The organism is Caldicellulosiruptor hydrothermalis 108 (assembly GCF_000166355.1).
Lineage (GTDB): Bacteria > Bacillota > Thermoanaerobacteria > Caldicellulosiruptorales > Caldicellulosiruptoraceae > Caldicellulosiruptor > Caldicellulosiruptor hydrothermalis.
On record NC_014652.1, the window covers coordinates 1362536 to 1387089 of the forward strand.

Annotated in this window: 24 protein-coding genes and 1 pseudogene; 16 read left to right on the forward strand and 9 right to left on the reverse strand. The window is 36.1% G+C overall.

All coding sequences use genetic code 11. From position 1 onward, the window contains the following. The first annotated feature begins 66 nt into the window (after window positions 1–66). From gap to CALHY_RS06790, 8 genes are all read left to right on the forward strand, one after another. Window positions 67–1080 (forward strand): type I glyceraldehyde-3-phosphate dehydrogenase, encoded by a 1014-nt coding sequence (gap, locus tag CALHY_RS06755; RefSeq protein ID WP_013403223.1) that lies wholly within the window; start codon window positions 67–69, stop codon window positions 1078–1080. Between the two features lie 110 nt (window positions 1081–1190). Continuing rightward, window positions 1191–3143, forward strand: coding sequence for a triose-phosphate isomerase (gene tpiA / locus CALHY_RS06760; RefSeq protein ID WP_013403224.1), 1953 nt, complete (start codon window positions 1191–1193; stop codon window positions 3141–3143). Window positions 3144–3167: 24 nt separating this feature from the next. Then, a complete protein-coding gene (gene gpmI / locus CALHY_RS06765; RefSeq protein WP_013403225.1) occupies window positions 3168–4706 on the forward strand; it encodes a 2,3-bisphosphoglycerate-independent phosphoglycerate mutase in 1539 nt (512 codons plus the stop codon). Between the two features lie 47 nt (window positions 4707–4753). Continuing rightward, entirely contained in the window at window positions 4754–6058 is a 1305-nt protein-coding gene (eno, locus tag CALHY_RS06770; protein ID WP_013403226.1) for a phosphopyruvate hydratase, read from the forward strand. A 172-nt stretch (window positions 6059–6230) separates the two neighbouring features. Continuing rightward, window positions 6231–7625: a glucuronate isomerase gene (gene uxaC, locus CALHY_RS06775; protein ID WP_013403227.1), complete on the forward strand. Its 1395-nt coding sequence runs from the start codon at window positions 6231–6233 to the stop codon at window positions 7623–7625. Between the two features lie 615 nt (window positions 7626–8240). Next, window positions 8241–8507, forward strand: a complete 267-nt coding sequence (locus CALHY_RS13875) for a hypothetical protein (RefSeq protein ID WP_238524590.1) — start codon at window positions 8241–8243, stop codon at window positions 8505–8507. A gap of 7 nt (window positions 8508–8514) precedes the next feature. Further along, window positions 8515–8910, forward strand: coding sequence for a DUF6345 domain-containing protein (locus tag CALHY_RS13880; RefSeq protein WP_238524591.1), 396 nt, complete (start codon window positions 8515–8517; stop codon window positions 8908–8910). A 96-nt stretch (window positions 8911–9006) separates the two neighbouring features. Beyond that, window positions 9007–9921 carry a hypothetical protein gene (locus tag CALHY_RS06790; RefSeq protein WP_013403228.1) on the forward strand — a complete coding sequence of 305 codons (915 nt, stop codon included), beginning with the start codon at window positions 9007–9009 and terminating at the stop codon, window positions 9919–9921. Here the strand turns inward: CALHY_RS06790 and CALHY_RS13885 are convergent. Further along, window positions 9911–10190 (reverse strand): annotated as a pseudogene (locus tag CALHY_RS13885) (IS1182 family transposase); the annotation flags it as partial. The gene CALHY_RS06790 and the pseudogene CALHY_RS13885 overlap by 11 nt on opposite strands. Before the next feature lie 41 nt (window positions 10191–10231). On the opposite strand from CALHY_RS13885, the gene CALHY_RS06795 reads away from it, so the two are divergent. Genes CALHY_RS06795 through CALHY_RS06805 form a run of 3 tightly spaced genes read left to right on the forward strand, consistent with a single transcriptional unit; the run spans window position 10232 to window position 11295 of the window. After that, window positions 10232–10480, forward strand: a complete 249-nt coding sequence (locus tag CALHY_RS06795; RefSeq protein ID WP_013403229.1) for a DUF6364 family protein — start codon at window positions 10232–10234, stop codon at window positions 10478–10480. After that, a complete protein-coding gene (locus CALHY_RS06800) occupies window positions 10467–10910 on the forward strand; it encodes a PIN domain-containing protein (RefSeq protein WP_013403230.1) in 444 nt (147 codons plus the stop codon). The genes CALHY_RS06795 and CALHY_RS06800 overlap by 14 nt, the downstream gene beginning before the upstream one ends. Before the next feature lie 55 nt (window positions 10911–10965). Beyond that, the gene (locus CALHY_RS06805) at window positions 10966–11295 is read left to right on the forward strand and encodes a LysM peptidoglycan-binding domain-containing protein (RefSeq protein ID WP_013403231.1); all 330 of its coding nucleotides are present in this window, start codon (window positions 10966–10968) and stop codon (window positions 11293–11295) included. 10 nt (window positions 11296–11305) lie between these two features. On the opposite strand, the gene xerA is transcribed toward CALHY_RS06805, so the two are convergent. Beyond that, the gene (xerA, locus tag CALHY_RS06810) at window positions 11306–12292 is read right to left on the reverse strand and encodes a site-specific tyrosine recombinase/integron integrase (RefSeq protein WP_013403232.1); all 987 of its coding nucleotides are present in this window, start codon (window positions 12290–12292) and stop codon (window positions 11306–11308) included. A gap of 131 nt (window positions 12293–12423) precedes the next feature. Beyond that, window positions 12424–12969, reverse strand: coding sequence for a pyruvate kinase alpha/beta domain-containing protein (locus CALHY_RS06815; protein WP_013403233.1), 546 nt, complete (start codon window positions 12967–12969; stop codon window positions 12424–12426). 183 nt (window positions 12970–13152) lie between these two features. Here CALHY_RS06815 and CALHY_RS06820 point away from each other — a divergent pair, with 183 nt between their 5' ends. The 5 genes from CALHY_RS06820 to CALHY_RS06840 all read left to right on the forward strand — a co-directional run bounded on the left by CALHY_RS06820 (window position 13153) and on the right by CALHY_RS06840 (window position 17733). After that, window positions 13153–14325 (forward strand): ABC transporter substrate-binding protein, encoded by a 1173-nt coding sequence (locus tag CALHY_RS06820; protein WP_013403234.1) that lies wholly within the window; start codon window positions 13153–13155, stop codon window positions 14323–14325. Between the two features lie 118 nt (window positions 14326–14443). Further along, window positions 14444–15328, forward strand: coding sequence for a branched-chain amino acid ABC transporter permease (locus CALHY_RS06825; protein WP_013403235.1), 885 nt, complete (start codon window positions 14444–14446; stop codon window positions 15326–15328). A 6-nt stretch (window positions 15329–15334) separates the two neighbouring features. Continuing rightward, window positions 15335–16273 (forward strand): branched-chain amino acid ABC transporter permease, encoded by a 939-nt coding sequence (locus CALHY_RS06830; protein ID WP_013403236.1) that lies wholly within the window; start codon window positions 15335–15337, stop codon window positions 16271–16273. Further along, on the forward strand, window positions 16266–17036 hold the full coding sequence (locus CALHY_RS06835) for an ABC transporter ATP-binding protein (RefSeq protein ID WP_013403237.1): 771 nt from the start codon (window positions 16266–16268) through the stop codon (window positions 17034–17036). Before CALHY_RS06830 ends, CALHY_RS06835 begins: the two co-directional genes overlap by 8 nt. Next, window positions 17029–17733, forward strand: coding sequence for an ABC transporter ATP-binding protein (locus tag CALHY_RS06840; protein WP_013403238.1), 705 nt, complete (start codon window positions 17029–17031; stop codon window positions 17731–17733). The genes CALHY_RS06835 and CALHY_RS06840 overlap by 8 nt, the downstream gene beginning before the upstream one ends. 101 nt (window positions 17734–17834) lie before the next feature. Here the strand turns inward: CALHY_RS06840 and CALHY_RS06845 are convergent, their stop codons facing one another. The 6 genes from CALHY_RS06845 to carB all read right to left on the reverse strand — a co-directional run bounded on the left by CALHY_RS06845 (window position 17835) and on the right by carB (window position 24522). Then, complete coding sequence (locus CALHY_RS06845; RefSeq protein ID WP_013403239.1) at window positions 17835–18233, reverse strand: zinc ribbon domain-containing protein; 399 nt, start codon at window positions 18231–18233, stop codon at window positions 17835–17837. A 114-nt stretch (window positions 18234–18347) separates the two neighbouring features. Beyond that, window positions 18348–18920 carry an orotate phosphoribosyltransferase gene (gene pyrE, locus CALHY_RS06850; protein WP_013403240.1) on the reverse strand — a complete coding sequence of 191 codons (573 nt, stop codon included), beginning with the start codon at window positions 18918–18920 and terminating at the stop codon, window positions 18348–18350. Continuing rightward, window positions 18913–19635, reverse strand: a complete 723-nt coding sequence (locus CALHY_RS06855; RefSeq protein ID WP_013403241.1) for a histidine phosphatase family protein — start codon at window positions 19633–19635, stop codon at window positions 18913–18915. Before CALHY_RS06855 ends, pyrE begins: the two co-directional genes overlap by 8 nt. Before the next feature lie 12 nt (window positions 19636–19647). Beyond that, on the reverse strand, window positions 19648–20550 hold the full coding sequence (locus CALHY_RS06860; RefSeq protein ID WP_013403242.1) for a dihydroorotate dehydrogenase: 903 nt from the start codon (window positions 20548–20550) through the stop codon (window positions 19648–19650). Beyond that, the gene (locus tag CALHY_RS06865) at window positions 20547–21314 is read right to left on the reverse strand and encodes a dihydroorotate dehydrogenase electron transfer subunit (RefSeq protein ID WP_013403243.1); all 768 of its coding nucleotides are present in this window, start codon (window positions 21312–21314) and stop codon (window positions 20547–20549) included. The genes CALHY_RS06860 and CALHY_RS06865 overlap by 4 nt, the downstream gene beginning before the upstream one ends. Then, on the reverse strand, window positions 21295–24522 hold the full coding sequence (gene carB, locus CALHY_RS06870; protein WP_013403244.1) for a carbamoyl-phosphate synthase large subunit: 3228 nt from the start codon (window positions 24520–24522) through the stop codon (window positions 21295–21297). The genes CALHY_RS06865 and carB overlap by 20 nt, the downstream gene beginning before the upstream one ends. Window positions 24523–24554: the final 32 nt, after the last annotated feature.

Genomic DNA, 24554 nt, shown 5'->3' on the forward strand with positions numbered 1-24554 from the left:
CACTGCAAGAGCAGGCAGCTTTTGCAGTGTAAAAATAAAAAAATAACGAAGGGATGGTAGGTAGAGATGGCTGTTAAGATTGGTATTAATGGTTTTGGAAGAATTGGTAGAAATGCTTTCAAAGCAATTTTGGCAAAATATCCAAATGAGTTTGAGGTTGTTGCGGTAAACGACCTGACAGATCCAAAGACATTAGCACATCTTTTAAAGTATGACTCCTGTTATGGTATCTTCAATGGCACAGTGGACTATACAGACACATCAATAATTGTCAATGGCAAAGAGATAAAGGTATTAGCTGAAAAAGATCCAGCAAACTTGCCATGGAAAGATTTGGGTGTTGAGGTTGTAATTGAGTCAACAGGTAGATTTACAAAGAAACAGGATGCTGAAAAGCACATTCAAGCAGGTGCAAAGAAGGTAATCATCACAGCTCCGGCAACAGATGAAGACATCACAATTGTTATGGGTGTAAATGAGGAGATGTACGACCCTGCTAAGCACCATGTAATTTCAAATGCGTCCTGTACAACAAACTGTTTAGCACCAGTTACAAAGGTTATTGACAAGCATTTCAAGGTAAAAAGAGGTCTTATGACAACAGTTCACTCATATACAAATGACCAACAGATTTTGGATCTCCCACACAAGGATTTAAGGAGAGCAAGAGCAGCAGCGCTTTCTATTATTCCAACAACAACCGGTGCGGCAAAGGCAGTAGCGCTTGTTCTTCCACATCTCAAAGGAAAACTCAATGGTTTTGCACTCAGAGTTCCAACACCAACTGTTTCTGTTACAGACGTTGTGTTTGAGGTTGAAAAGCCAACAACAAAAGAAGAAGTAAACAGCGTTTTGAAAGCTGCTGCAGAAGGCGAATTAAAGGGTATTTTGGGATACAGCGAAGAACCGCTTGTTTCTGTTGACTACAAAGGCGATCCAAGGTCTTCAATAGTTGATGCTCTCTCAACAATGGTTATCGAAGATACGCTTGTAAAGGTTGTTGCATGGTACGACAACGAGTGGGGTTATTCCAACAGAGTTGCAGACCTTTTGAACTATATTGTAAACAAGGGACTGTAATTTTAAATTAAAAAATAGTTATTAAGACTGGTCCGGGAAAGATTGTATGACAGCAAATATCTTCCGGACCAGTCTTGATTTGAAAAATATATTTTGGGGTGATTGGAACAATGCCTAAGCTCAACAAAAAGACCATAAGAGATATAGATGTAAGCGGTAAAAGGGTTCTTGTGAGGGTTGACTTTAATGTTCCTCAAGATGAAAATGGCAATATCACTGATGATAGAAGAATAAGAGAAGCTCTTCCTACAATAAAGTATCTCATTGACCACAACGCAAAGGTAATATTGGTATCCCATTTGGGAAGACCGAAGGGCAAATTTGACCCGAAATACTCGATGGCTCCTGTTGCAAAAAGACTTTCTGAGCTTCTCGGCAAGGAAGTTGTTCTTGCAAAAGACGTTATAGGCGATGATGCAAAAAAGTGTGTTGAGCAGATGAAAGAAAGAGATGTAGTTCTTCTTGAAAATGTCAGATTCCACAAAGAGGAAGAAGAAAATGATAGAGAATTTGCAAAGGCTTTAGCCTCGCTTGCAGACATTTATGTCAATGACGCATTTGGTACAGCTCACAGAGCACATGCATCAACAGCAGGTGTTGCAGAGTTCTTGCCTGCAGTTGCTGGATTTTTGATGGAAAAAGAGATAGAAATGCTTGGCAATGCTCTTGCAAATCCGCAAAGACCTTTTGTTGCAATCTTGGGTGGCGCAAAAGTTTCTGATAAGATTGGGGTTATTACAAATCTTCTTGAAAAGGTTGATAGTCTCTTAATTGGCGGTGCAATGGCTTATACCTTCTTGAAGGCAAAAGGATATAAAATCGGGAAGTCAAAATGCGAAGATGATAAGCTTGATGTTGCAAGAGAGATAATGAAAAAGGCAGAGGAAAAAGGAGTAAACCTTCTGCTGCCTGTTGGAAGCATAGTAGCAAAAGAGTTTAAAAATGATACAGAGTTTATGTACGTACCATCAGATGCAATGCCAGACGATATGATGGGTATGGACATAGGGAATACCACAATTGAGCTTTTCTCAAAAGAGATAAAGAAGGCAAAGACCATTGTTTGGAACGGACCAATGGGTGTATTTGAATTTCCAAACTTTGCAAAGGGAACAGAAGCTATCGCAAGAGCTGTTGCTGAGGCTGTTGAAGAAAATGGCGCAATTGCAATTATCGGTGGTGGCGACTCTGCGGCTGCTGTTGAAAAACTGGGGTTTGCTGATAAGATGACACATATTTCAACAGGTGGCGGTGCTTCATTAGAGTTCTTGGAAGGCAAAGTTTTACCAGGTATTGCATGTCTTCTTGATAAAAATCCAAGAAAAAAGATAATCGCAGCAAACTGGAAGATGAACAAGACTCCTATTGAGGCGAAAGAGTTTGTTGAAGAGCTGAAAAAATATATTGATGATGTTCAGGCAGAAGTAGTTATCTGTGCTCCATCAATTCTTGTTCCTTATGTCAAAGAAGCAATAGAAGGAACAAATATAAAACTTGGAACACAAAACATGTTCTATGAAGAAAAAGGTGCATATACAGGTGAGATCTCAGGTCCAATGTTAAAGGAAGTTGGAGTTGAGTATGTGGTAATTGGTCACTCTGAAAGAAGGCAGTACTTTGGTGAAACTGATGAGATTGTGAACAAGAAAGTGTTAGCAGCGCTCAAGTTCGGTATCAAGCCTATTGTATGTGTTGGTGAGACACTTAAGCAAAGAGAATATGGTATTACAGATGAGCTTGTAAGGCTTCAGGTCAAGATTGCACTAAATGGTGTCTCAAAAGAAGATGTTGAAAAGGTTGTCATTGCATATGAGCCTATCTGGGCAATAGGTACAGGTAAGAATGCAACACCTGAAGAGGCAAATAGAGTAATTGGGGTTATCAGAAATGTAATTGCAGAGATTTACGATGAAGATACTGCGCAAAAGGTTAGAATTCAGTATGGCGGAAGTGTAAACTCTGCAAATTCAGCAGACATTTTCAATATGCCAGAGATTGATGGAGGCTTAGTTGGCGGTGCAAGCCTTAATGCTCAGGAATTTGCAAAGATATTACACTACTAATTATGGCAAGTAAAGGGGAATAAGATGATGAAAAAACCTGTTGTTCTTATCATCATGGATGGTTGGGGTTACAACCCAAAGCAAGAGGGGAATGCTGTTGCTTTGGGTAAGACCCCCAACCTTGACTATTACGAAAAGAATTACCCATATACTTTGATTGGTAGCAGTGGCATGGACGTTGGTCTTCCTGAAGGTCAGATGGGGAATTCTGAGGTAGGTCATCTTAATTTGGGTGCTGGGAGAATTGTGTATCAGGAGTTTACAAGAATAACAAAGTCAATTAAAGATGGTGATTTTTTTGAAAAAGAAGAGTTTTTAATGGCAATAGAAAATTGTAAAAAATATAACTCTTCTCTTCATCTGATGGGGCTTTTATCAGATGGTGGTGTGCATAGTCACAACACTCACCTTTATGCTCTTTTGGAGCTCGCAAAAAAGCATAATCTTGAAAAGGTTTATGTTCACTGTTTTTTGGATGGAAGAGACGTTCCACCTTCAAGCGCAAAGGGTTATATAGAAGAACTTGAACAGAAGATGAAAGAAATTGGTTGTGGCAAGATTGCAACAGTAATGGGCAGATACTATGCAATGGACAGAGACAAAAGGTGGGAAAGAGTAGAAAAGGCTTATAATGCAATGGTGTTTGGTGAAGGCGAATATGCAAGCTCAGGATTAGAGGCAGTTGAAAAGTCGTATGAAAAAGGCAACACGGATGAGTTTGTAATTCCGACTGTTGTACTTGAAAATGGCAAACCAGTTGCAACAATAAATGAACATGACAGTATTATTTTCTTTAACTTTAGACCCGATAGAGCAAGACAAATCACAAGAGCATTTTGTGATGTTGAGTTTGATGGGTTTGAAAGGAAAAAGGGATATTTTGAAGTGTTCTTTGTATGCATGACCCAGTATGATGTGACTATAAAAAACTGTCATGTTGCTTTCAAACCAGAGAACTTAACAAACACTTTAGGAGAATACCTTAGCAAGTTAGGGTTAAAACAACTTCGAATTGCTGAGACAGAAAAGTACGCTCATGTCACCTTCTTCTTCAACGGCGGTGTGGAAGTACCAAATGTCGGAGAAGACAGGGTTTTAGTACCATCACCAAAGGTGGCAACATATGATCTTAAGCCTGAGATGAGCGCATATGAGGTAACGGAAGCTTTGCTTGAGAGGATAGAAAAAGATGAATATGATGTAATAATCTGCAACTATGCAAATGGTGACATGGTAGGGCACACAGGCATTTTAGAGGCTGCTATAAAGGCTGTTGAGGCTGTAGATAGCTGCATAGGAAAAGTTGTGGAGAAAGTGTTGCAAAAGGGCGGCGTTGCAATAATAACTGCTGACCATGGCAACTGCGAGCAGATGATTGATTATGAGACAGGCGAGCCTCATACAGCTCATACAACAAATAAGGTGCCTTTGTATCTTGTTGGGTATGGCAATGTTAAATTAAGAGACGACGGAATTTTAGCAGACATTGCTCCGACAATCTTAGACATCTTAGGGTTAGAAAAGCCTTCAGAGATGAAAGGAAGTTCGCTTATTATTAAATAAAATCATATAGATACTGCCAAAAAATGTTTAGAAGGAGGAATAAACAAATGAAGGTTGACCTTTCTATTACAGCTGTAAAAGCAAGAGAAATTCTTGATTCAAGAGGGAACCCAACTGTTGAGGTAGAAGTTGTTGTAAATGATGAATTTGTAGGTAGAGCCGCTGTTCCATCAGGTGCGTCAACTGGTATATTTGAGGCTGTTGAGCTAAGAGATGGTGATAAAAAGAGATATATGGGTAAAGGTGTTCTCAAGGCAGTTGAGAATGTTAATGAAGTTATTGCACCAGAGATTATTGGAATGAATGCTCTTAACCAAGTTGAGATTGATAAACTTATGATTGAGCTTGATGGAACAGAGAACAAGAGCAAGCTTGGGGCAAACGCAATTTTGGGTGTATCTTTGGCAGTTGCAAAGGCAGCAGCAAACGCACTTGGCCTTCCACTGTATCAATACATTGGTGGTGTCAATGCAAAATATTTGCCTGTTCCAATGATGAACATCTTAAACGGTGGTAAGCACGCTGACAACTCGGTTGACTTGCAAGAGTTTATGATTATGCCTGTTGGTGCAAAGTCTTTTAGTGAAGCGCTCAGAATGTGTGCTGAGACGTTCCATCACTTGAGAAATGTGCTCAAAGCAAGAGGATACAACACAACAGTTGGTGATGAGGGTGGATTTGCACCAAACTTGAAGTCTAACGAAGAGCCATTGGAAGTGATTGTTGAGGCAATTGAAAAGGCTGGTTATACTCCTGGGAAGGACATTGCAATTGCGCTTGACCCTGCAACATCAGAGCTCTACAACGAAGAGGACGGAAAGTATCATTTCGAAAGAGAAGGAAAAGTTAGAACAAAAGAAGAAATGGTAGAGTTCTGGGTAAAGCTTGTTGAGAAATATCCTATTGTTTCTATTGAAGATGGTGTTGCAGAAGAGGACTGGGAAGGCTGGAAGATGCTCACTGAAGCACTTGGCAACAAAATTCAGCTTGTTGGTGATGATTTGTTTGTTACAAATACAAAGAGGCTTGCAAAGGGAATTAAGCTTGGTGTCGCAAACTCAATATTAATTAAGCTCAACCAGATAGGAACACTTACAGAAACTTTAGAAGCAATTGAGATGGCAAACAGGGCAGGTTACACTGCGGTTGTATCCCACAGGTCTGGTGAGACAGAAGATACAACGATTGCTGACCTTGTTGTTGCGGTAAATGCTGGTCAGATTAAGACAGGTGCGCCGTCAAGAACAGACAGAGTAGCAAAATACAATCAGCTGTTGAGAATTGAAGAGGAGCTTGGCAGCATTGCCGTATATCCTGGAATGAACGCATTCTTTAATTTGAAAAAGAAATAAATCCACAAAAGTCCAAAGATAAGCTTTGGATTCACAATGGAATTAAGATAGAGGGAAAGTGTTGAACTTTCCCTCTTTTCATTTTATAATATATTCAAACAGATTCTGTTGTGAATTTTGTTTGAATCTTTTAGAAATTGTGTTGAAACAAGTTTCAAGGAGGTTTGGAAAGATGAAAAGATTTATGGATGAGGATTTTCTCTTGAATAACAAGACTGCTAAAGTGCTTTACGAAAAATATGCAAAGGATATGCCAATTGTAGATTTCCACTGTCATTTAAACCCAAAGGAAATTTATGAAAATAAGACGTTTAAAAACATAACAGAGGTTTGGCTTGGAGGAGACCATTACAAGTGGAGGCTTATGAGAACAAACGGAATCGAAGAAAAGTATATAACAGGAGATGCAGATGACTATGAAAAGTTCTTGGCATGGGCAAAGACCATTCCGATGGCAATAGGAAACCCAATTTATCATTGGACACATTTAGAACTCAAAAGATACTTTGGAATAGATGATGTATTGAATGAAAGATCTGCACCTATCATTTGGGAAAAGACAAACAAAGTTCTCAAAGAGCTTGGTGCAAGAGATATAATTTTAAAGTCCAATGTAGAAGTAATCTGCACAACAGACGACCCTGTTGATACACTTGAGTATCATTTAAAACTGAAAGAAGATAAAGACTTCAATGTCAAAGTTTATCCTACTTTCAGACCTGACAAGGGTGTGAACATCGAAAGAGAAACCTTCATCCCGTGGGTAAAAAAGCTTGCAGAGGTATATGGAAAAAAGATAGAAAGCTATGATGAGTTTTTAGATGCTCTAAAGTCAAGAGCAGAGTTTTTCCACTCTGTGGGGTGTCGCATCTCAGACCATGCTATTGACGATATGGTTTTTGCTGATGCATCTTTTGATGAAGTAGCTAATATTTTCAAAAAAGCTTTAGCAGGTGAGAAACTTACTGATATCGAAGTTGCAAAATATAAAACATATACATTGGGATTCTTAGGGAAAGTTTATTCAAGTCTTGGCTGGGCAATGCAGCTTCATATAAATGCTCTGAGAAACAACAACACACGAATGTTCAATATTTTGGGGCCTGACACAGGATATGATTCAATAAACGATGGTCATATAGCCTCTGCACTTGTCAAATTCCTTGATTCATTAGAAAAGGAAAACTCTCTGCCAAAGACAATTTTGTATTCCTTAAATCCAAAAGATAGCTATGTTCTTGCAACAATCATGGGGTCTTTCCAGGATGGTAGCGTTCCTGGCAAGATGCAGCTCGGTGCAGCTTGGTGGTTCAACGATAGCAAAGATGGCAACCTTCAGCAGATGAAAGACCTTGCAAATCTTGGGCTTTTGAGCCGATTTGTTGGAATGGTAACAGATTCTCGAAGCTTTCTGTCTTACGCAAGACATGAATACTTTAGAAGACTTCTTTGCAATTTGATTGGCGAGTGGGTAGAAAACGGCGAATATCCTTATGATTTGGAAACACTTGGCAAAATAGTTCAAGGCATTTGTTATTATAATGCAAAAGAGTATTTTGGGTTTTAAAATAAGAAAAGATTATGGCAAAATGGGTGGGCTAAACAACCACCCTTATTTTTTTTAACTGTGGTTCATATAAAGTTAATTTTGGACTTAAATCCTACGATAGTAGCAACTCTGCCTTATTCTAAACCCAAGAAAATTGAAGCAATTTTAAGCTATTTCAAGAAAAACATAATTTTAGCTCAAAAATTGGCGAAATATTGTCTAAAAAAAGAAATAAACGGGATTGACAGTGTGAAAATGTATAAGATAAAATTTGCATAGAAATTCCAAGAATAAGTTTACAGAAAAAATAGTTTAAGTATAACAAACCCTAAATAAGATAATAAAGAATCAATTACACTAAAAATCAAATAGAATGAAGAAATGAGAAGAATATACTATTGTTTAAAGTAGGATAATGTAACAAAATAAATGTTAGTTTCAAAAGTTTTTGTTGATTTAAAATAATCACAGTACTAATAGTAAGTTTGTATAATGGATCGAGGAACGAATTTAAGATAGAACAATAAAATTATTTAAGAAGTCAAGCCAAAAGCGAGGTTTGTATAGAGTATAACGTTTTTATGTGATCATATAAAATATGTGTTTACATATTTAAAAGGTGGAGTTTTGGGTGTGAGCAAATATAGTAGTATATTCGGTTCATGCTTATATGGTGATAGAGCAGGCGCTGAATATGTTACCAACCTAAAAAATAAACTTTCTCCAATTATGAATGCAGCTTTTGTTAGACTTAACAGTGATGCAAATGAATCTCATTTAAAAGATATTACATTAACCTCAAATGTTGATTTGTTAGTATATTCAGGACATGGATTAAAATTTACTAAAGAGAATGCTGCTCATTTTTTTTGCAAGAAGTACAGGGCAATCTTGGCATAATAGTTCAATGGAATACAATGACGAAGTAAATGCAAAAACAAATGAAGTTCGATTTGGGCACAACATGCTGAAATGGGTAGTAATGTATACATGCAACTGGCTTACTAACGATGGTGACCAAGAAAAGTTAGAGAATATTTATAAAACATTTGAAGGTGCAACTTTAGTTATGGGTTTTGCATCAACAATGTATTTAGATAGTCGTGAAGCAAACTATTTTGGTGATCTTTTGGTGAACAGTAAAAAATCTTTTAAAGATGCATTTTTTACCGCAGCAAGGAAGTATCAGGTACAAAGGCAAAATGGTGACAGTATAGCTCGTGTTATGGGCTACACATTAGCAAAGAATGATTCATTGTTTAATAATTTTTACGGATGCCGTCCCAAAATGAGTGGTATGTAAACTAAAAGCAAGGATATTCAATAATAGACACTATAACAATTCCTCATACTGGTCAAATAATACCATAAATATTGGAAGAAAAGGGAGTGAGAAAAAATGACAATGCGAAAAAATATTAAAATTTATTTGTTGTCTTTTTTAACAATTTTGATTATTTTTGCTATAAGTTTTGTTTTGTATATTAATTCAAACAAAATACCAAAACTCAATATTCCTATGCCCGGACAGGAAATTCCTCAAATAGACTATAAAGTGACTGCAAAATTTGATAATTTACCTACTGAAGCTATGGTATATAGATTTAAAAAGCCACAGGATGTCGACTTTTACTCAATTGCAAAGAAATTTGGCATTAGCGGAGATGTAAAATATGACTCAGAAAACAAAAGATACACAATAAATGATGAATCTGGACGTTATTTCGAATACGAAGTAGAGACAGGAAAATGGCTTTATATTGATTTCAAGGAAAAGAATAATTACGAACCACAAAATATACCTTCTGATGAAGATTCCAAGAGGATTGCAATTGAATTTTTGAAAAAAGAAGGTCTTTACAATGAGAGATTTAATTACTGTACAGTTGTTCCTGAAGCATCGGGAGATAAGCTTACAAATGATTATAAGATTCATTGTTGGGATGTATATTTTTATCCATCGATAAATGGGAAACCAGTATATGGAGTTTCAAGGATAATGGTAAGTGTAGGTGATAATGGCAAGATAATAGAAGTCGACAAACTATACAAGGATATTGAGGAATATAAAAAAGTTAAAATAGTTCCTGCAGAAAAAGCTTTAGAAAAAGTTAAAAAAAGGCAAGCTTCAAACAATATTAATCCAAGGGCTAAGTCTGCCACTATCAATAAAGTTTTTCTTGCCTACTGGGAAGATGCAGGGACAATTGAAGAACAGCCATATTTGCAACCTGTCTGGGTGTTTGCTGGAGAGGCAGTTACTGAGGATGGGAAATATGAATCATTTGATGCTGTTGTTCCAGCTATTGAATAAGATTTTGAGGTTCATTGTTAAAGGTTGAGAAGATAGTCAAAAAACAATAATTTTCAATAACCAAAATCAAGCATTTGATGGTATTAAATGTTAATATTGAACTATACAGTAAAAAGGCAAGAGGGTTGGCTGGCAATTTTGCCCCAACCCTCTATTATTATCTTCGCTAACCTTTCTATGTTATAGACAATACAAATCAAACTCTACTTTAGCTTCACACCCTTCATACCCTTGAGCAGAAATCTTCTAAGTCCTTTGTTGAATCTCACGTAAATATGTGATACACTATTTTACGTGGAGGTGAAATAGTATGCGTAAATATCAGAACATTACTTTGTCTCTTCCTAAGGAACTAATTCAAAAGATAAAACATATTGCTGTTGAAAGGAATACATCTATTTCTGCGCTGCTCACAAGCTTGTTAGAAGAACTTGTAAATAGAGAAGAGTCATATCAAAAAGTCTATTTACAACATCTTAAACTTTTAGAAGAAGGATTTGACCTTGGAACAGGTGGAGCAATCACGTGGAGGAGAGAAGATTTATATGAAAGAAAGTAACTATCAATTTGTTGACACAAATATTTTGGTCTATGCTTATGATAAATCTGCAGGTGAAAAGCACGTAGTAGCTAAACAAATTGTGGAGAAACTTTGGAAAGAAAGAAATGGTGCTCTGAGCACTCAAGTTCTTCAAGAGTTTTTTGTTGTTGTTACAAAAAAGGTTAAAAATCCTTTAAGTTTTGAAAGCGCTTTTCAAATCATATCAGACTTAAAGTTATGGAAGATAGCCACAATTGAAGTAGAAGATATTTTAGAAGCTATAAAGATTTCACAAAGATATAAAATATCTTTTTGGGATGCTTTGATACTTTGCAGCGCTATAAGTTTAGGGTGTTCGGTAATATGGAGTGAAGATTTAAATTCTGGTCAGTATTTTGGGAAAATAAAAGTAGTAAATCCTTTTTTGTGTTCACCTCTTGACATCTAAACATTTGTTTGATATCCTTTATATAGAACATTTTATCGGAGAGAATGAATATTTTATGAGAACAAAGGTTGTTATAAGAAATAAGTTTCGTTTTGGAATTGCATTGCTTCTTCTAATGGTATTTGTTATAACGGTTTTGATGATATCAATTGGAGAAGGGAAGGGCATTGATAAAGAAAAAGATATAAATTGGATATTTGTGAAGGTAAAAGAGGGAGATTCGCTGTGGACAATTTCAAAGGATTTTGTTGATGGAAGTGTAGACATTCGCGATTATATCTCTTTTATACGAAAAGTAAATAAATTGGAAAATGCAATATTGTATCCTGGGCAAGTATTAAAATTTGTGGATGTAAAGACATACAAACTTTTGTGCACAAAATAAAATCCCCTTGTCAGGAGTCCAACATATCTTGGTTTTCTCCTGAGAGGGGGTTTTTTTCAAATGCTTTTTTAATATCATCGTCATTTACATGAGTATAAATCTCTGTTGTGGAGATACTTTGATGACCCAAAATAGTCTGAAGAGACCTTATATCAACTTTGCCGTGCCTGTACATGAGAGTTGCTGCTGTATGACGAAGCTTGTGGGCAGAGATCTTTTTCTGATTTATACCTGCCATTTTCACATACTTTTCAACAATGTATTGAACAGTTCTTCTGCTGATTCTTTTCTTTCTTTCACTCAAAAAAAGAGCATCTTTGTCTTTTACGCCTTCTGTAGGGCGGACCTTTAAATAGTTTTCAATTGCTTCTTTACATGCTTTGTTTAAGTATATTATTCTCTCTTTATTGCCTTTACCAACAATCCTAAGCATATCATCTTTTATATCCGAAAGGTTTATATTTACAAGCTCTGAAAGTCTAAGGCCGCAGTTTAGAAAAAGAGTAATTATTGCAAAGTCCCTTTCTTTATTTTCACCATCAATTGCAGAAAGTAGCTTTTTGCTTTCATCAAGGGTAAGATAACGAGGGTTTCTTTTGCCAAGTTTTGGCGATTCTAAATCTTTTGCAGGGTTATCGGGAATGAGTTTAGCTTTGCTGTAAAGGTATTTAAAGAAGCTCCTGATTGATGCAACTTTTCGGGCTCTTGCATATGGACCATTGTTAAAGCGCGTAGCAAGAAAAGAAAAATATTCATACAGATTGCTAAGAGTTAAGGCTTTTAGCTTTTCAATTTCAAAATTGCTTACATCAATATTTTCAAGGTCTTCAATCTTTTCGATTTGGCTGAGCATATTCAGATCTTTTGCTTTTAGATATCTTAAAAAGGTTCTCAAGTCGTAATAATATTCTTTGATGGTATTTGGAGATTTATTTTTGATTGTAATCATATAATTCAAAAAATCTGCAACATAAGATGGAATATCAGAAAAATTCATTTTCTCATTCCCTTCATTGCACAAAATTTTTATTTTGTGCAATTATATTTTCTTAAAATCTATTATACTTCTCTTCTTTTTATCATGTCAACCTTTTTTCTTTTTCTTGTTTAACAACCCTATGTGGCTTCTTAAAATTCATAAGGTTTGCAAATTATTTCTTTAATCTTTGTTTCAAATATAGAAGCTGCATGTGAAGGTCTTATAATTACAGCAGTGTCTGCGCCTTCAGATGTTCCACCAATCGCAATTATATCTTCACCATATGGTATTAATCCTGCATCTAAGGCCATAACAGAAATCTCCACTGCAACCTTTACGCCTTGCCCGAGCATTCTAAGTGTGTGTGCCATGATTTCAACTGGATATACTCCGCCAAATTTTCTTGATATTCCTCTTTCCGCACCTGATAAAACATGTGTTCCTGTATAGACCTTAAACCCCATTGCTTTAAGCTCTTCAATAGTTTCCTGGCTTATTTCCATCTTTCCAGGTTCAGAAAAACCACTTACATGAGTTACAACTACAACATTTTTCCCACAATCTTTTAGAAGTTTAGCTGTACTTCCACTGCACGAAGCCACCACAATATGGTTAATATTTCTTTCGTTAGCAGTTTTTATCGCAAGCTCAACTGTCTTTAGAGTATTATGAGGACCTGCCGACTTAAAGTACATATTACTCACTCCCTGCCCTATGGTTTTCCTTCAGTATATTAATTTTACAACGTGGAAGTGATGATGTCTATAACAGCAGCAGAAAAACAATCTGAATACTTGTATTCAATCTAAAGATATTTTATACTATAAACTATAAAGACAAAATACATACAAAAATTTTCAAAAGGAGAGTGAACTTTAGTGAAAAGAGTTGTTTCAATTATCCTCATATTAATATTCGCGCTTTCAATATTTACTGTATCATTTGCTTCTTCTAAAAATGTCATCAAGATAGGTGTGGACTTAGAACTTTCACAGGCAGTTGCTCAATATGGACAAAAAGAACTTGAAGGTATAAGACTTGCAATTGACGAAATCAATCAAAAAGGCGGTATTGCAGGTAAAAAGATTGAACTTGTAGTTATTGACAACAAATCTGACAAGACCGAAGCTCAAAATGTTGCAACAAAACTGGCTGTAAGAGAAAATGTTCTTGCTATTTTAGGACCGGCAACTTCAGGTGCAACAAAGTCAGCTGCAGTTGCTGCAACAAAGTATAAAGTTCCAATCATCTCACCTTCTGCAACAGATGATACTGTTACAGTTGATGAAAGAACTGGTAAAACAAAGACATATGTTTTCAGAACATGTTTTAACGACTCATTCCAGGGAAATGTAATGGCAAACTTTGCATTGAAAACTTTAAAAGCTAAAAAAGCAGCTATAATTTATGATGCAACATCGGATTATAGTAAAGGTCTTTTGAAAAATTTCAAGAATACATTTGAAAAAGGCGGCGGAAAAGTTATTGCTCAAGAGGCATTTGGCAAGGGTGAACAAGATTTTAGCAGTATACTTACAAAGATAAGAGACAAAAAACCAGATGTGTTGTTTGCCCCTGTTTATTATGATGAAGCAGGACTTATCATTAAACAGGCTCGTGAACTTGGAATGAGTATTCCTATACTTGGTGCAGATGGTTTTGACGATCCAAAAGTTGTTGAAAAGGCTGGCAAAAATAATGCTAACAACGTATTTTTCTCTGCTCATTACTCTTCCCAAGATACAGATGTAAAGGTTCAAGAGTTTATAAAGAAGTTTAAGGCAAAATACAAGCAAGAACCAAATGCATTCGCTGCTCTTGGTTATGATCTTGGATATTTCATTGCAGATGCTCTCAAAAGAGCTAACTTGAAGTTTGACAGTGTAGCAAAGGATAGAGAAAGATTGAAAGCGGCAATCGAAAATACAAAGAACTTTGTTGGCGTTACAGGAATTGTGAGCATAAACAAATATCACAATGCTGAAAAATCTGCTGTTATTATTGAGCTCAAGAACGGTGTTCAGAAATTCAAACAAAAACTCAATCCATAAATAACTGCAAGCAAAAACTGGAAGGGGCATTTGTGGGTAGCAAGCCCCTTCCGTTATGTTATTATTCCCCTTTTTGTTGTAAATGATTTTAAAGATTTTGAAAGAGGTGAAAAGCAAATTGTCCACTTTTATCCAACAATTAATAAATGGTATAACATTGGGAAGTGTCTACGCTCTTATAAGCCTTGGTTATACAATGGTTTATGGAATAATTAAGCTTATAAATTTTGCCCATGGTGACATTTTTATGGTTGGCGCATATATTGCGTATCTGAGTGTTACATATTTGAAACTGGGTTTAATACCTTCTTTGATTGTTTCTATGGTGTTCTGCAGCATTTTAGGAATGCTTATTGAGAAATTTGCCTACAAGCCTTTGAGAAACTCACCACGAATCTCAGCATTAATAACAGCAATTGGCGTTTCGCTACTTTTGGAAAATCTGATGCAAATTATAATGGGAGCTGATTCAAGAGTTTTTCCAAGACTTGTTGCTGAAAAAAATTATCATCTGTTCCAAGATAGAATAGTGGTAAACAACAAACAGATATACCTTCTAATTATTACAGTACTTTTGATGATAATTCTGAACTTCGTTGTCAAAAAGACAAAAATAGGAAAAGCAATGAGAGCGGTCTCTCAAGATATGGATGCAGCAAGATTGATGGGTATAAACGTTGACACTACAATTTCATATACATTTGCAATAGGCTCTGCTCTTGCTGCAGCAGCTGGTGTTTTAGTTGGACTTTACTATAACACTATAAACCCTCTTATGGGTGTTTTGCCTGGACTCAAAGCTTTTATAGCCGCTGTGTTTGGTGGAATTGGTATCATTCCTGGGGCGATGCTCGGTGGATTTTCCCTTGGTATTATTGAAACTCTTGTAAGTGGATACGGCAGTTCTATGTACAAGGATGCGGTTGCATTCGCCCTTTTGATATTGATTTTGATTATAAAACCTTCAGGCCTGCTCGGAAAAAATATAAAAGAGAAGGTGTAGGGAAAGATGAAAAAGAGACTTCTGGTATATTCTGCATTTATAATTGTTCTGTATTTGACAATAACTCTTTTAATGAAAATTGGCATTATAGATGATTACATCAAACTAAACCTCTTTTTGATAATGTTGAATATCATTTTAGCCGTTAGTTTGAATTTAATAAACGGTATCACTGGCCAGTTTTCTCTTGGACATGCAGGATTTATGGCAATTGGAGCGTATACCACTGCAGTTTTGACCACCCTTGAAAAACCAGTACCCTTTTATCTTACCGTTTTAATTGGTGGGTTGTTTGCAATGATATGTGGTCTTATTATTGGTCTTCCTGTGCTAAGGCTGAGGGGTGACTATCTTGCAATTGCCACACTTGGTTTTGGAGAGATTATAAGAGTAATCATACAGAATATAGATTACTTAGGTGGCGCAAGTGGAATAAGTGATATACCACAAGGAATTGACTGGACCGGATATTTTGTCATTACAGTCTTAAGTGTAGTGGTTATATTAAATATTATCAATTCATCGTTTGGCAGAGCGATGATTGCCATCAGAGAAGATGAGATAGCTGCAGAAGCTATGGGAATCAACACAACTTTATATAAAGTTCTGGCATTTATGATAGGTGCTTTTTTTGCAGGCGTTGCAGGCTCAATTTATTCCGGTTCTTTTGGATTTATACAGCCAGATATGTTCAACTTCTTTAAATCAATTGACATATTAGTGATAGTTGTTTTGGGTGGACTTGGAAGCATATCAGGTTCAATTATCTCTGCTATAGTTTTAACAATAATTTCAGCTTTGTTACAAGATTATCCTGCAGTGAGAATGGTTTTATATTCTCTTATTTTGATAATAATTATGTTATTTAGGCCTCAAGGCCTTATGGGGACAAAAGAAATAAGACTTTCAAAGTTTATACCAATTGGTGGTGAGAAAAATGCTTAGGATAAAAAATGTGACAGTCAATTTTGGAGGAATTGTAGCTCTGAACAATGTCAATATTGATATTGAAAAAGGTGCAATAATCGGGCTAATCGGTCCCAATGGTGCTGGGAAAACCACAGTGTTTAATGTGATTTCAGGTATATATAACCCCAATACTGGTAGGATAGAATTTTCAAACTACGATATAACTTATAAAAAGACATACCAGGTTTCTGCGCTGGGGATTTCAAGGACTTTTCAGAACATAAGGTTGTTTAAAGAACTCAGTGTAATTGATAATGTAAAAATTTCTTTTCATAAGAACATTAGCTATAACCTTTTTGACGCAATTTTCAGAACCTCAAAGTTTTTAAAAGAAGAAGAACAAAATCATAAAAAAGCTGAAGAACTTTTAAAAATCTTTGGACTTTATGAAAAAAGGTTTGAACTTGCTAAAAATCTGCCTTATGGTGAACAAAGAAAGCTTGAAATTGTTCGTGCGCTTGCAACATCACCAAAACTCCTTTTATTGGACGAACCAGCAGCCGGAATGAATCCTCAAGAAACACAGGAGCTAAAGAAGCTTATCAAATTTATAAAAGAGAGGTTTGATTTGACTATACTCTTAATTGAACATGACATGTCGGTTGTGATGGACATATGTGAGAAAATCTATGTTCTTGACTATGGAGAAGTTATAGCTGTCGGCACTCCTGTTGAGGTCAAAAACAACCCTCGTGTGATAGAAGCCTACCTTGGAGAGGGGGATTTAGAGTTTGCTTAAGGTGAATGGAATAGATGTTTACTATGGAGCCATACAGGCCTTGTTTTCAGTATCATTAGATGTTCAAAAAGGTGAGATTGTTACGTTAATTGGTGCAAACGGCGCAGGAAAGTCTACCCTGCTCAAAACAATCTCTGGTCTTATTAGGCCTCGTACAGGTTCAATCTATTTTGAAGATATTGATATAACAAAAAAGTCATCTATGGAAATTGTCAAGCTTGGAATCTCGCATGTGCCAGAAGGAAGACGCGTCTTTCCAGAAATGACTGTTCTTGAAAACTTAGAGCTTGGCGCGTACTTGAGAAAGGACAAGCAAGGAATAAAAGAAGATTTGAAAAAGGTGTTTGAGAGATTTCCAAGGTTATATGAAAGAAAGAATCAGTTAGCAGGTACCCTCTCTGGTGGAGAGCAGCAGATGCTTGCAATTGGAAGAGCACTAATGTCAAGGCCAAAGCTTCTGCTTCTTGACGAGCCTTCAATGGGCTTAGCACCTATACTTGTAACTGAGATTTTTAAGATAATAAAAGAGATAAACTCACAAGGTACAACTATACTTTTGATTGAACAAAATGCCCACATGGCACTTTCAATCGCAGACAGGGCGTATGTAATAGAGACAGGTAAAATTGTTTTATCCGGAGATGCAAAAGAGATTGCAGCAAATCCTGAGGTTAAAAAAGCTTATTTAGGTGGTTGATTTTTGAAAAGATATAAAAAATGCAGGGCTATCTTGTTTAGCAACGTTGTTTTTAAAGTCCCTGCATTTTTTATTATGCTAAAATTTTTTTATTAAAAAAATCAAAAATTAGGAGAACAACTGACAAAGAGCAAACTTATAAAGATTGAAATAACTATAACGACTATGCTTGTTATAATCAAAGATTTTCCCAAATTATCTTCCCTTCTTGCTATATAGATGCAACCCAATATAATACCGATAATTGGTAACAATATTGAAACTATGTATAACCAAAAACTACTATTATTAGTTTTACTATATTTGTAATTAGTATTTTCACTATATACTGCCAGTTTTCCTCCACATTCATCGCAAATTTCAGCTCTCTGAGGGTATATTCGCCCACATTTCAGACAAATTTTTTTGTACTTATCTACTGGACCTAAAATAGCTCCACATTTCCAACATTCTGTTCTGTTTTCACCATTTAATTCGTTACATTTTGGGCATATTCTCAAATTTTATATATCCTCCATGTTTCCAACTAATATTTATAACATTCTATCACTTTTATCAATTAACTGTCAATATTACTTTTTTGGATTAATAATTTCAATTATCCATATCACAACTTATTTTTTCCTACTTCCAGGCTTCACAATAGGTATACCTTCTTTACAAAGTGGACACTCTTCAGGCTCAAAAGTTTCAATTTCCAGTGTAAGAAGGGTTTTTAAGGGATAGCCAAGGTCTACCTTCCCGCCACTTCTATCTACAATGCCAGCAACTGCAACAATTTCACCACCGTATTCTTTAACTATCTCAATTATTTCTTTTACAGAACCGCCTGTGGTTATAACATCTTCAACAATTAAGACCTTTTCGCCTTTTTCTATAAAAAATCCTCTTCTTAACTTCATAATTCCATCTTCTCTTTCTGCAAATATAGAGCGACAGTTCAACTGTCTTGCAAGTTCATACGAAAGTGTTACTGCTCCAAGAGCAGGACCAATTACAACATCAATTTGCTCATACTTAAAATATTGAGCTAAATCCTTGCAAATAATTTCTGCTAAATTAGGATACTGTAGTATTTTTGCACATTGAAGATATTTTGAGCTGTGTTTACCTGAAGAAAGAAGAAAATGACCCTCTAAAAGTGCATCTGTATCTTTGAACATTTGAATGTAAGCTTCTTTATTCATAACTTTCTCCCCTTTCAATAATAGTAATATCTTGTTTTTCAATTCCTCTTTCTTTTAAAAACTGTTGCCACCAGTCTTGATATGCTATTGTGGAAAGCTCCTTTCCAAGATGAGACCAGTCACCCTCAACAACAAGGTGGTATTTCCCTTCTTTATACTCGATTATATTTATAGCAGTATTGTCCTGCCACAAAATCTCGTTGAGTCTTTCAAATTCATATCCTTTTATATACGTCAGAAGAGCCCTAATTAACGTTCCGTGGGTTACAATACATATTCTCTTCCCAACATTTGACTTTACAATGTCCTCAAAAGCAGATTTTGCCCTCAAGAAAAGTTCATACATACTTTCGCCATTTGGCATACAGTGTTTGTGAGGCATTTTCTCCCACATTTCATACTCTGTTGGATAAAGCAATGGAAGTTCATCCCAGCACCTGTCTTCCCACTCTCCACCGTTTATCTCTATCAAATCTTCTCTTACTATAATATTTATATCTCTTCCCTCTGCTATTTTGCTTGCAGTATAGAAGGCTCTTTTCAGAGGACTTGAATAAATTACATCAAAATGGACATTTTTTAATCTTTCTGCAAGTTTTTGAGCTTGTAATTTACCCTTTTCTGTTACGTCAGAATCTGTAATACCATGAAATCTTCTTATAAAATTTCCTTCTGCCTCTGCATGGCGAATAAGATATACAACTGTCTTTGACATTTTGTTTTCACCTCAGATATTAATGCTACTTACAAGCTCTTTTATAGAACTAAAACCCTTTCTTTCGAGATAAGCCTCAATTCCCTCTTTTATTTCACAAACAGCTTTAGGATTTATAAAATTTACAGTACCTATCTGAATGGCAGTTGCTCCAGCAATAAAAAACTCAATGGCATCTTTGTAATTCATAATTCCTCCCATGCCAATAATGGGTATTCTAACTTTCTTGAAACACTCATAAACCATTCTAACTGCAATTGGCTTTATAGCAGGGCCTGAAAGCCCACCTGTTACCATCTTTATCAGGGGTTTTCTTGTTTCAATATCAATTGCCATAGCAGATACAGTGTTTATAAGCGAAATTGCATCAGCTCCTGCATCTTCTGCAGCTATTGCTAATTGAGTTATATCTGTGACATTTGGTGTAAGTTTAACAATGATCGGGCAACTTGCTACATTCTTTACAGATTTTGTTATTTCATAAACTTTTTTTGGGTCTTTACCAAAGACCATTCCGCCTTCTTTCACGTTTGGACATGATAAATTTACTTCAATCATGTCCACAAGTGAAGTTAAGATTCTTGTGAGTTCAACAAACTCTTCTTTCGTAAAACCGTTTATATTGGCAATGATTTTTGTATCGAAACCTTTTAAAAAAGGGAGTTCATCGTTTATAAAGGCTTCAACCCCTGGATTTTCAAGCCCTACAGAGTTTATTATTCCAGCATATACTTCACAAAGTCTTGGCTGGGGATTGCCATTTCTCTTTTTCAAAGTGATGCCCTTTGTACAGATAGCGCCAAATTCACTTATGTCAATTAACTTTGAATATTCTCGACCGAAACCAAATGTGCCTGATGCTGCAATAACAGGGTTTTTGAGTTTTATCCCCGCTATTTCAACTTCTAAATTCATTCAATCTCAACCTCCATTATATCAAAAACAGGGCCATCTGAACACGCATGATACATTTTGTCATCTTTTCCTTTTATACTGCAGCAAAGACATGCGCCTATCCCGCACGCCATTTTTTCTTCTAAAGAGGCATAACATTTTACAGGAAGATTAAGATTTTTAATCGCCTTTAACATAGGCTTCGGACCACAGCAAAAAACAACCTTATATTCTTCTTTTGAAACATTGGCTTTAAAAAGCTCAACAACACTCCCTTTATAACCTCTACAGCCATCATCTGTTGCTATTAAGGTATTGTCACAAATGTCCTCAAATCTTTCTACCAAAAACATTGAGTTTAAATCTCTGAATCCAAGAAATACATCAACTTTATTACCTCTATTTTTGAGCTCTTTACAGAGGCCAAGAAGAGGGAAAATCCCGACCCCCCCTCCAATCACAGCAACCTTACCGTCGAATGTGTCTGTCAAAAATGAGTTTCCAAGTGGCCCCAAGATATCAATAGCCTCTCCTTTTGATTTTTGAGAAAGAAGTTTTGTGCCTTTACCTACCAATTTGTAACCGATATAGACTCTTTTTCCCTCAACAAAAGAGATGCTAAAAGGTCTTCTTAAAAGAGGATAGATGCTCTCTTTATCAATTAGAATATTCACAAAATTGCCCGGTTTAAAATTTTCTGCTAAATATTCAGATTCAAAGGATAGAAGAAATATATCATTTGCAATCTTTACATTTTCTTCAATTTCAACGTCTAATAGCTTCATTATCAATCTCTCCTATGTTAAATATGTCAAGTTCTCTTTTTTGTTTTAGAAATTCAATAATTTCAACTACAGCCTTTGCAGTGTCAACTGAAGTGAAGATTGGAACCTTATTTTCAACAGCAAACCTTCTTATCAAAAAACCATCTCTCTGCGGCTGTCTTCCTTTTGTAGGAGTATTAATGACAATGTTTATTTCTCCCTTTCTAATCAAATCTATTATATTTGGGCTTCCTTCAGACACTTTTTTAACATAATTTGCAGCAACCTGATAAAAATTCAGATGTTTTGCTGTCTTTGATGTTGCGTATATCTTGAATCCAAGCTTTTCAAACTTCTCAGCAATTGGGATGATTTCATTTTTGTCAGGGTCGGCAACAGTAAAAAGTACTCCACCTTCTAAAGGAAGCTTTATGCCACTTGCAACAAGCCCTTTGTAAAGAGCAACATAGTAGTCTTTCGAAATTCCCATAACCTCACCTGTTGACTTCATCTCAGGACCAAGTGATACTTCAACATCAGGAAGTTTTTCAAATGAGAAAACAGGAACTTTAAAGGCATAGAAATTCTTTTTCGGCAAAAGCCCAACTGTGTTTACCAAATCTTTCAGCCTGTATCCCAAACTTACCATTGTTGCAAGCTCAACCATGGGAACGCCAGTTACCTTGCTCAAAAACGGTACCGTTCTGCTGCCTCTTGGATTTACTTCGATGACGTAAAGTTCTTCGTTTTGAACAATAAACTGCACATTCATAAGTCCTTTGCATTCAAGTTCTCTTGCTATTTTTAGCGTGTATTCGACAATCTTCTCTTCAATATACTTTGAGATATTTCTTGCAGGATACAGGGATATACTGTCTCCCGAATGAACACCTGCTCTTTCAATATGTTCCATTATCCCTGGGATCAAGATGTCCTTGCCATCAGATATAGCATCAACCTCAATTTCTTTTCCGACAATGTATTTGTCAATGAGGATAGGATGATCATTGAGATTTTTCGCATAGCTGAGCATCTCTACAATATCGTCATCGTCAAAGGCGATTTTCATGCCCTGTCCACCAAGAACATATGAAGGCCGCACAAGCACAGGATATCCCAATGAGTTTGCGATTTCAAGGGCTTCTTGCAGTGTATAACATGTAAAGCCTGGAGGTCTTTTTATTGAAAGCTTATTCAAGATTTTGTCAAATCTTTCTCTGTCTTCTGCAATGTCTATTCCCTCTGCGCTTGTACCAAAAATCTTGATACCTTCTTTTGCAAGCTGCTGAGAAAGTTTTATAGCTGTCTGACCTCCAAATTGGACTATTACACCCTCTGCCTGCACTGTCTCAATGACATTTAACACATCTTCTTTTGTGAGAGGTTCAAAAAAGAGCATATCTGAAGTATCAAAATCAGTACTTACAGTTTCAGGATTGTTATTGATAATCACAGATTTTATGCCAAGTTTTGAGAGTGTGTAAACACTGTGCACAGAAGTATAATCAAACTCAATTCCCTGACCAATTCTAATCGGACCTGAACCCAAAACAACAATTTTTCTCTGGGTATCTGATGTTTGTGATACTGCTACATCATTTTCTCTTTCATATGTTGAATAATAATATGGAGTTTTTGCTTCAAATTCTGCTGCACAAGTATCAACCATCTTATATACCGGTGTTATATTTAGGCTCTTTCTCAAGCTTCTAACATCATTTTCAGATATCCCTTTGAGATTTGCAATCGTCTTGTCACTGAACCCCATCTTCTTTGCTTCAAGCAGAATACTGCTGTTTAATTCCTCTTTTTTTATTCTTTCTTCCATCTCAATTATATTTTTAATCTTGTGGAGGAAAAATCTATCTACTTTACTGATTTGGTATAGGTACTCAACTTCATATCCTCTTCTTATAGCCTCAGCGAGTGCAAATATTCTTCTGTCATCAGCTTCGATTATAAGTTCTAAGAGAGCTTCATTATCTAAACTTTTTAACTCTGGAAGGTCTAAGTAGTCCAGCCCAATGTCAAGAGACCTTATACCTTTTAAAAGGCTTTCTTCAAACGTCCTTCCGATTGCCATGACCTCTCCAGTTGCTTTCATCTGTGTACCAAGTTTCCTGTTTGCATAAGTAAACTTGTCAAACGGCCAGCGTGGAATTTTCAGAACAACATAGTCAAGAGCGGGTTCAAAGCTTGCGTATGTCATCTTTGTAATGGCATTTTCTATTTCGTCAAGTGTAAACCCAAGTGCAATCTTTGCAGCAATTCTGGCAATGGGATAACCTGTTGCTTTTGAAGCTAAAGCAGATGAGCGGCTGACCCTTGGATTTACTTCAATCACAGCATATTCAAAGCTATCAGGATTTAGGGCAAACTGGACATTACATCCTCCCTCAATCTTCAGAGCATCTATGATTTTGAGAGCAGATGACCTTAGCATTTGGTATTCTTTATCAGAAAGTGTCTGCGATGGTGCAACAACAATGCTATCGCCTGTATGAATTCCCACAGGGTCAATATTTTCCATATTACACACGGTAATCAAGCATCCGTTTGAGTCTCGCATAACCTCATACTCTATCTCTTTCCACCCTTTTATACTTTTCTCTACAAGTATTTGGTGTACAGGACTGTAAGAAAGACCTCTTCTTGCAATCTCTACAAACTCCTCTTCATTGTTTGCAATACCACCGCCAGTTCCGCCAAGGGTATATGCCGGCCTTATTATCACAGGAAAGCCTATTTTCTTTGCAAACGCAAGTCCATCTTCTACGCTGTTTACAACTTCACTTGGAATAACAGGTTCGCCAATTTTTATCATCAGCTGTTTAAAAAGTTGTCTATCTTCTGCAAACTCAATAGCTTCAATATTTGTTCCAATTACCTTGACATTGTATTTGTCAAGGATCCCACTTTTGTAAAGCTCAACAGCAGTGTTAAGGCCCGTTTGACCTCCAAGTGTTGGTAATATAGAGTCAACTTTTTCTTTTTGAATTATTTTTTCTATTATTTCACAAGTTATAGGCTCAATATAGATACTGTCTGCCATTGTTTTGTCTGTCATTATTGTTGCTGGGTTTGAGTTTATAAGGACAACTTCAATGCCTTCCTCTTTTAATGCCTTGCAAGCTTGGCTTCCTGAATAGTCAAACTCTGCTGCCTGGCCAATTATAATCGGTCCTGAACCAATAACCAAAACCTTTTTGATATCCTTTCTCAGTGGCACTTTAAAGTCTCACCTCTTTTGATTTTATTTCT

Bases quoted from the DNA above. Each gene is read 5' to 3' on its own strand.
- gap (WP_013403223.1), top strand. From the start codon at position 67: ATGGCTGTTAAGATTGGTATTAATGGTTTTGGAAGAATTGGTAGAAAT.
- tpiA (WP_013403224.1), top strand. From the start codon at position 1,191: ATGCCTAAGCTCAACAAAAAGACCATAAGAGATATAGATGTAAGCGGT.
- gpmI (WP_013403225.1), top strand. From the start codon at position 3,168: ATGATGAAAAAACCTGTTGTTCTTATCATCATGGATGGTTGGGGTTAC.
- eno (WP_013403226.1), top strand. From the start codon at position 4,754: ATGAAGGTTGACCTTTCTATTACAGCTGTAAAAGCAAGAGAAATTCTT.
- uxaC (WP_013403227.1), top strand. From the start codon at position 6,231: ATGAAAAGATTTATGGATGAGGATTTTCTCTTGAATAACAAGACTGCT.
- CALHY_RS13880 (WP_238524591.1), top strand. From the start codon at position 8,515: ATGGAATACAATGACGAAGTAAATGCAAAAACAAATGAAGTTCGATTT.
- CALHY_RS06790 (WP_013403228.1), top strand. From the start codon at position 9,007: ATGACAATGCGAAAAAATATTAAAATTTATTTGTTGTCTTTTTTAACA.
- CALHY_RS06795 (WP_013403229.1), top strand. From the start codon at position 10,232: ATGCGTAAATATCAGAACATTACTTTGTCTCTTCCTAAGGAACTAATT.
- CALHY_RS06800 (WP_013403230.1), top strand. From the start codon at position 10,467: ATGAAAGAAAGTAACTATCAATTTGTTGACACAAATATTTTGGTCTAT.
- CALHY_RS06805 (WP_013403231.1), top strand. From the start codon at position 10,966: ATGAGAACAAAGGTTGTTATAAGAAATAAGTTTCGTTTTGGAATTGCA.
- xerA (WP_013403232.1), bottom strand. From the start codon at position 12,292: ATGAATTTTTCTGATATTCCATCTTATGTTGCAGATTTTTTGAATTAT.
- CALHY_RS06815 (WP_013403233.1), bottom strand. From the start codon at position 12,969: ATGTACTTTAAGTCGGCAGGTCCTCATAATACTCTAAAGACAGTTGAG.
- CALHY_RS06830 (WP_013403236.1), top strand. From the start codon at position 15,335: ATGAAAAAGAGACTTCTGGTATATTCTGCATTTATAATTGTTCTGTAT.
- CALHY_RS06835 (WP_013403237.1), top strand. From the start codon at position 16,266: ATGCTTAGGATAAAAAATGTGACAGTCAATTTTGGAGGAATTGTAGCT.
- pyrE (WP_013403240.1), bottom strand. From the start codon at position 18,920: ATGAATAAAGAAGCTTACATTCAAATGTTCAAAGATACAGATGCACTT.
- CALHY_RS06855 (WP_013403241.1), bottom strand. From the start codon at position 19,635: ATGTCAAAGACAGTTGTATATCTTATTCGCCATGCAGAGGCAGAAGGA.
- CALHY_RS06860 (WP_013403242.1), bottom strand. From the start codon at position 20,550: ATGAATTTAGAAGTTGAAATAGCGGGGATAAAACTCAAAAACCCTGTT.
- CALHY_RS06865 (WP_013403243.1), bottom strand. From the start codon at position 21,314: ATGAAGCTATTAGACGTTGAAATTGAAGAAAATGTAAAGATTGCAAAT.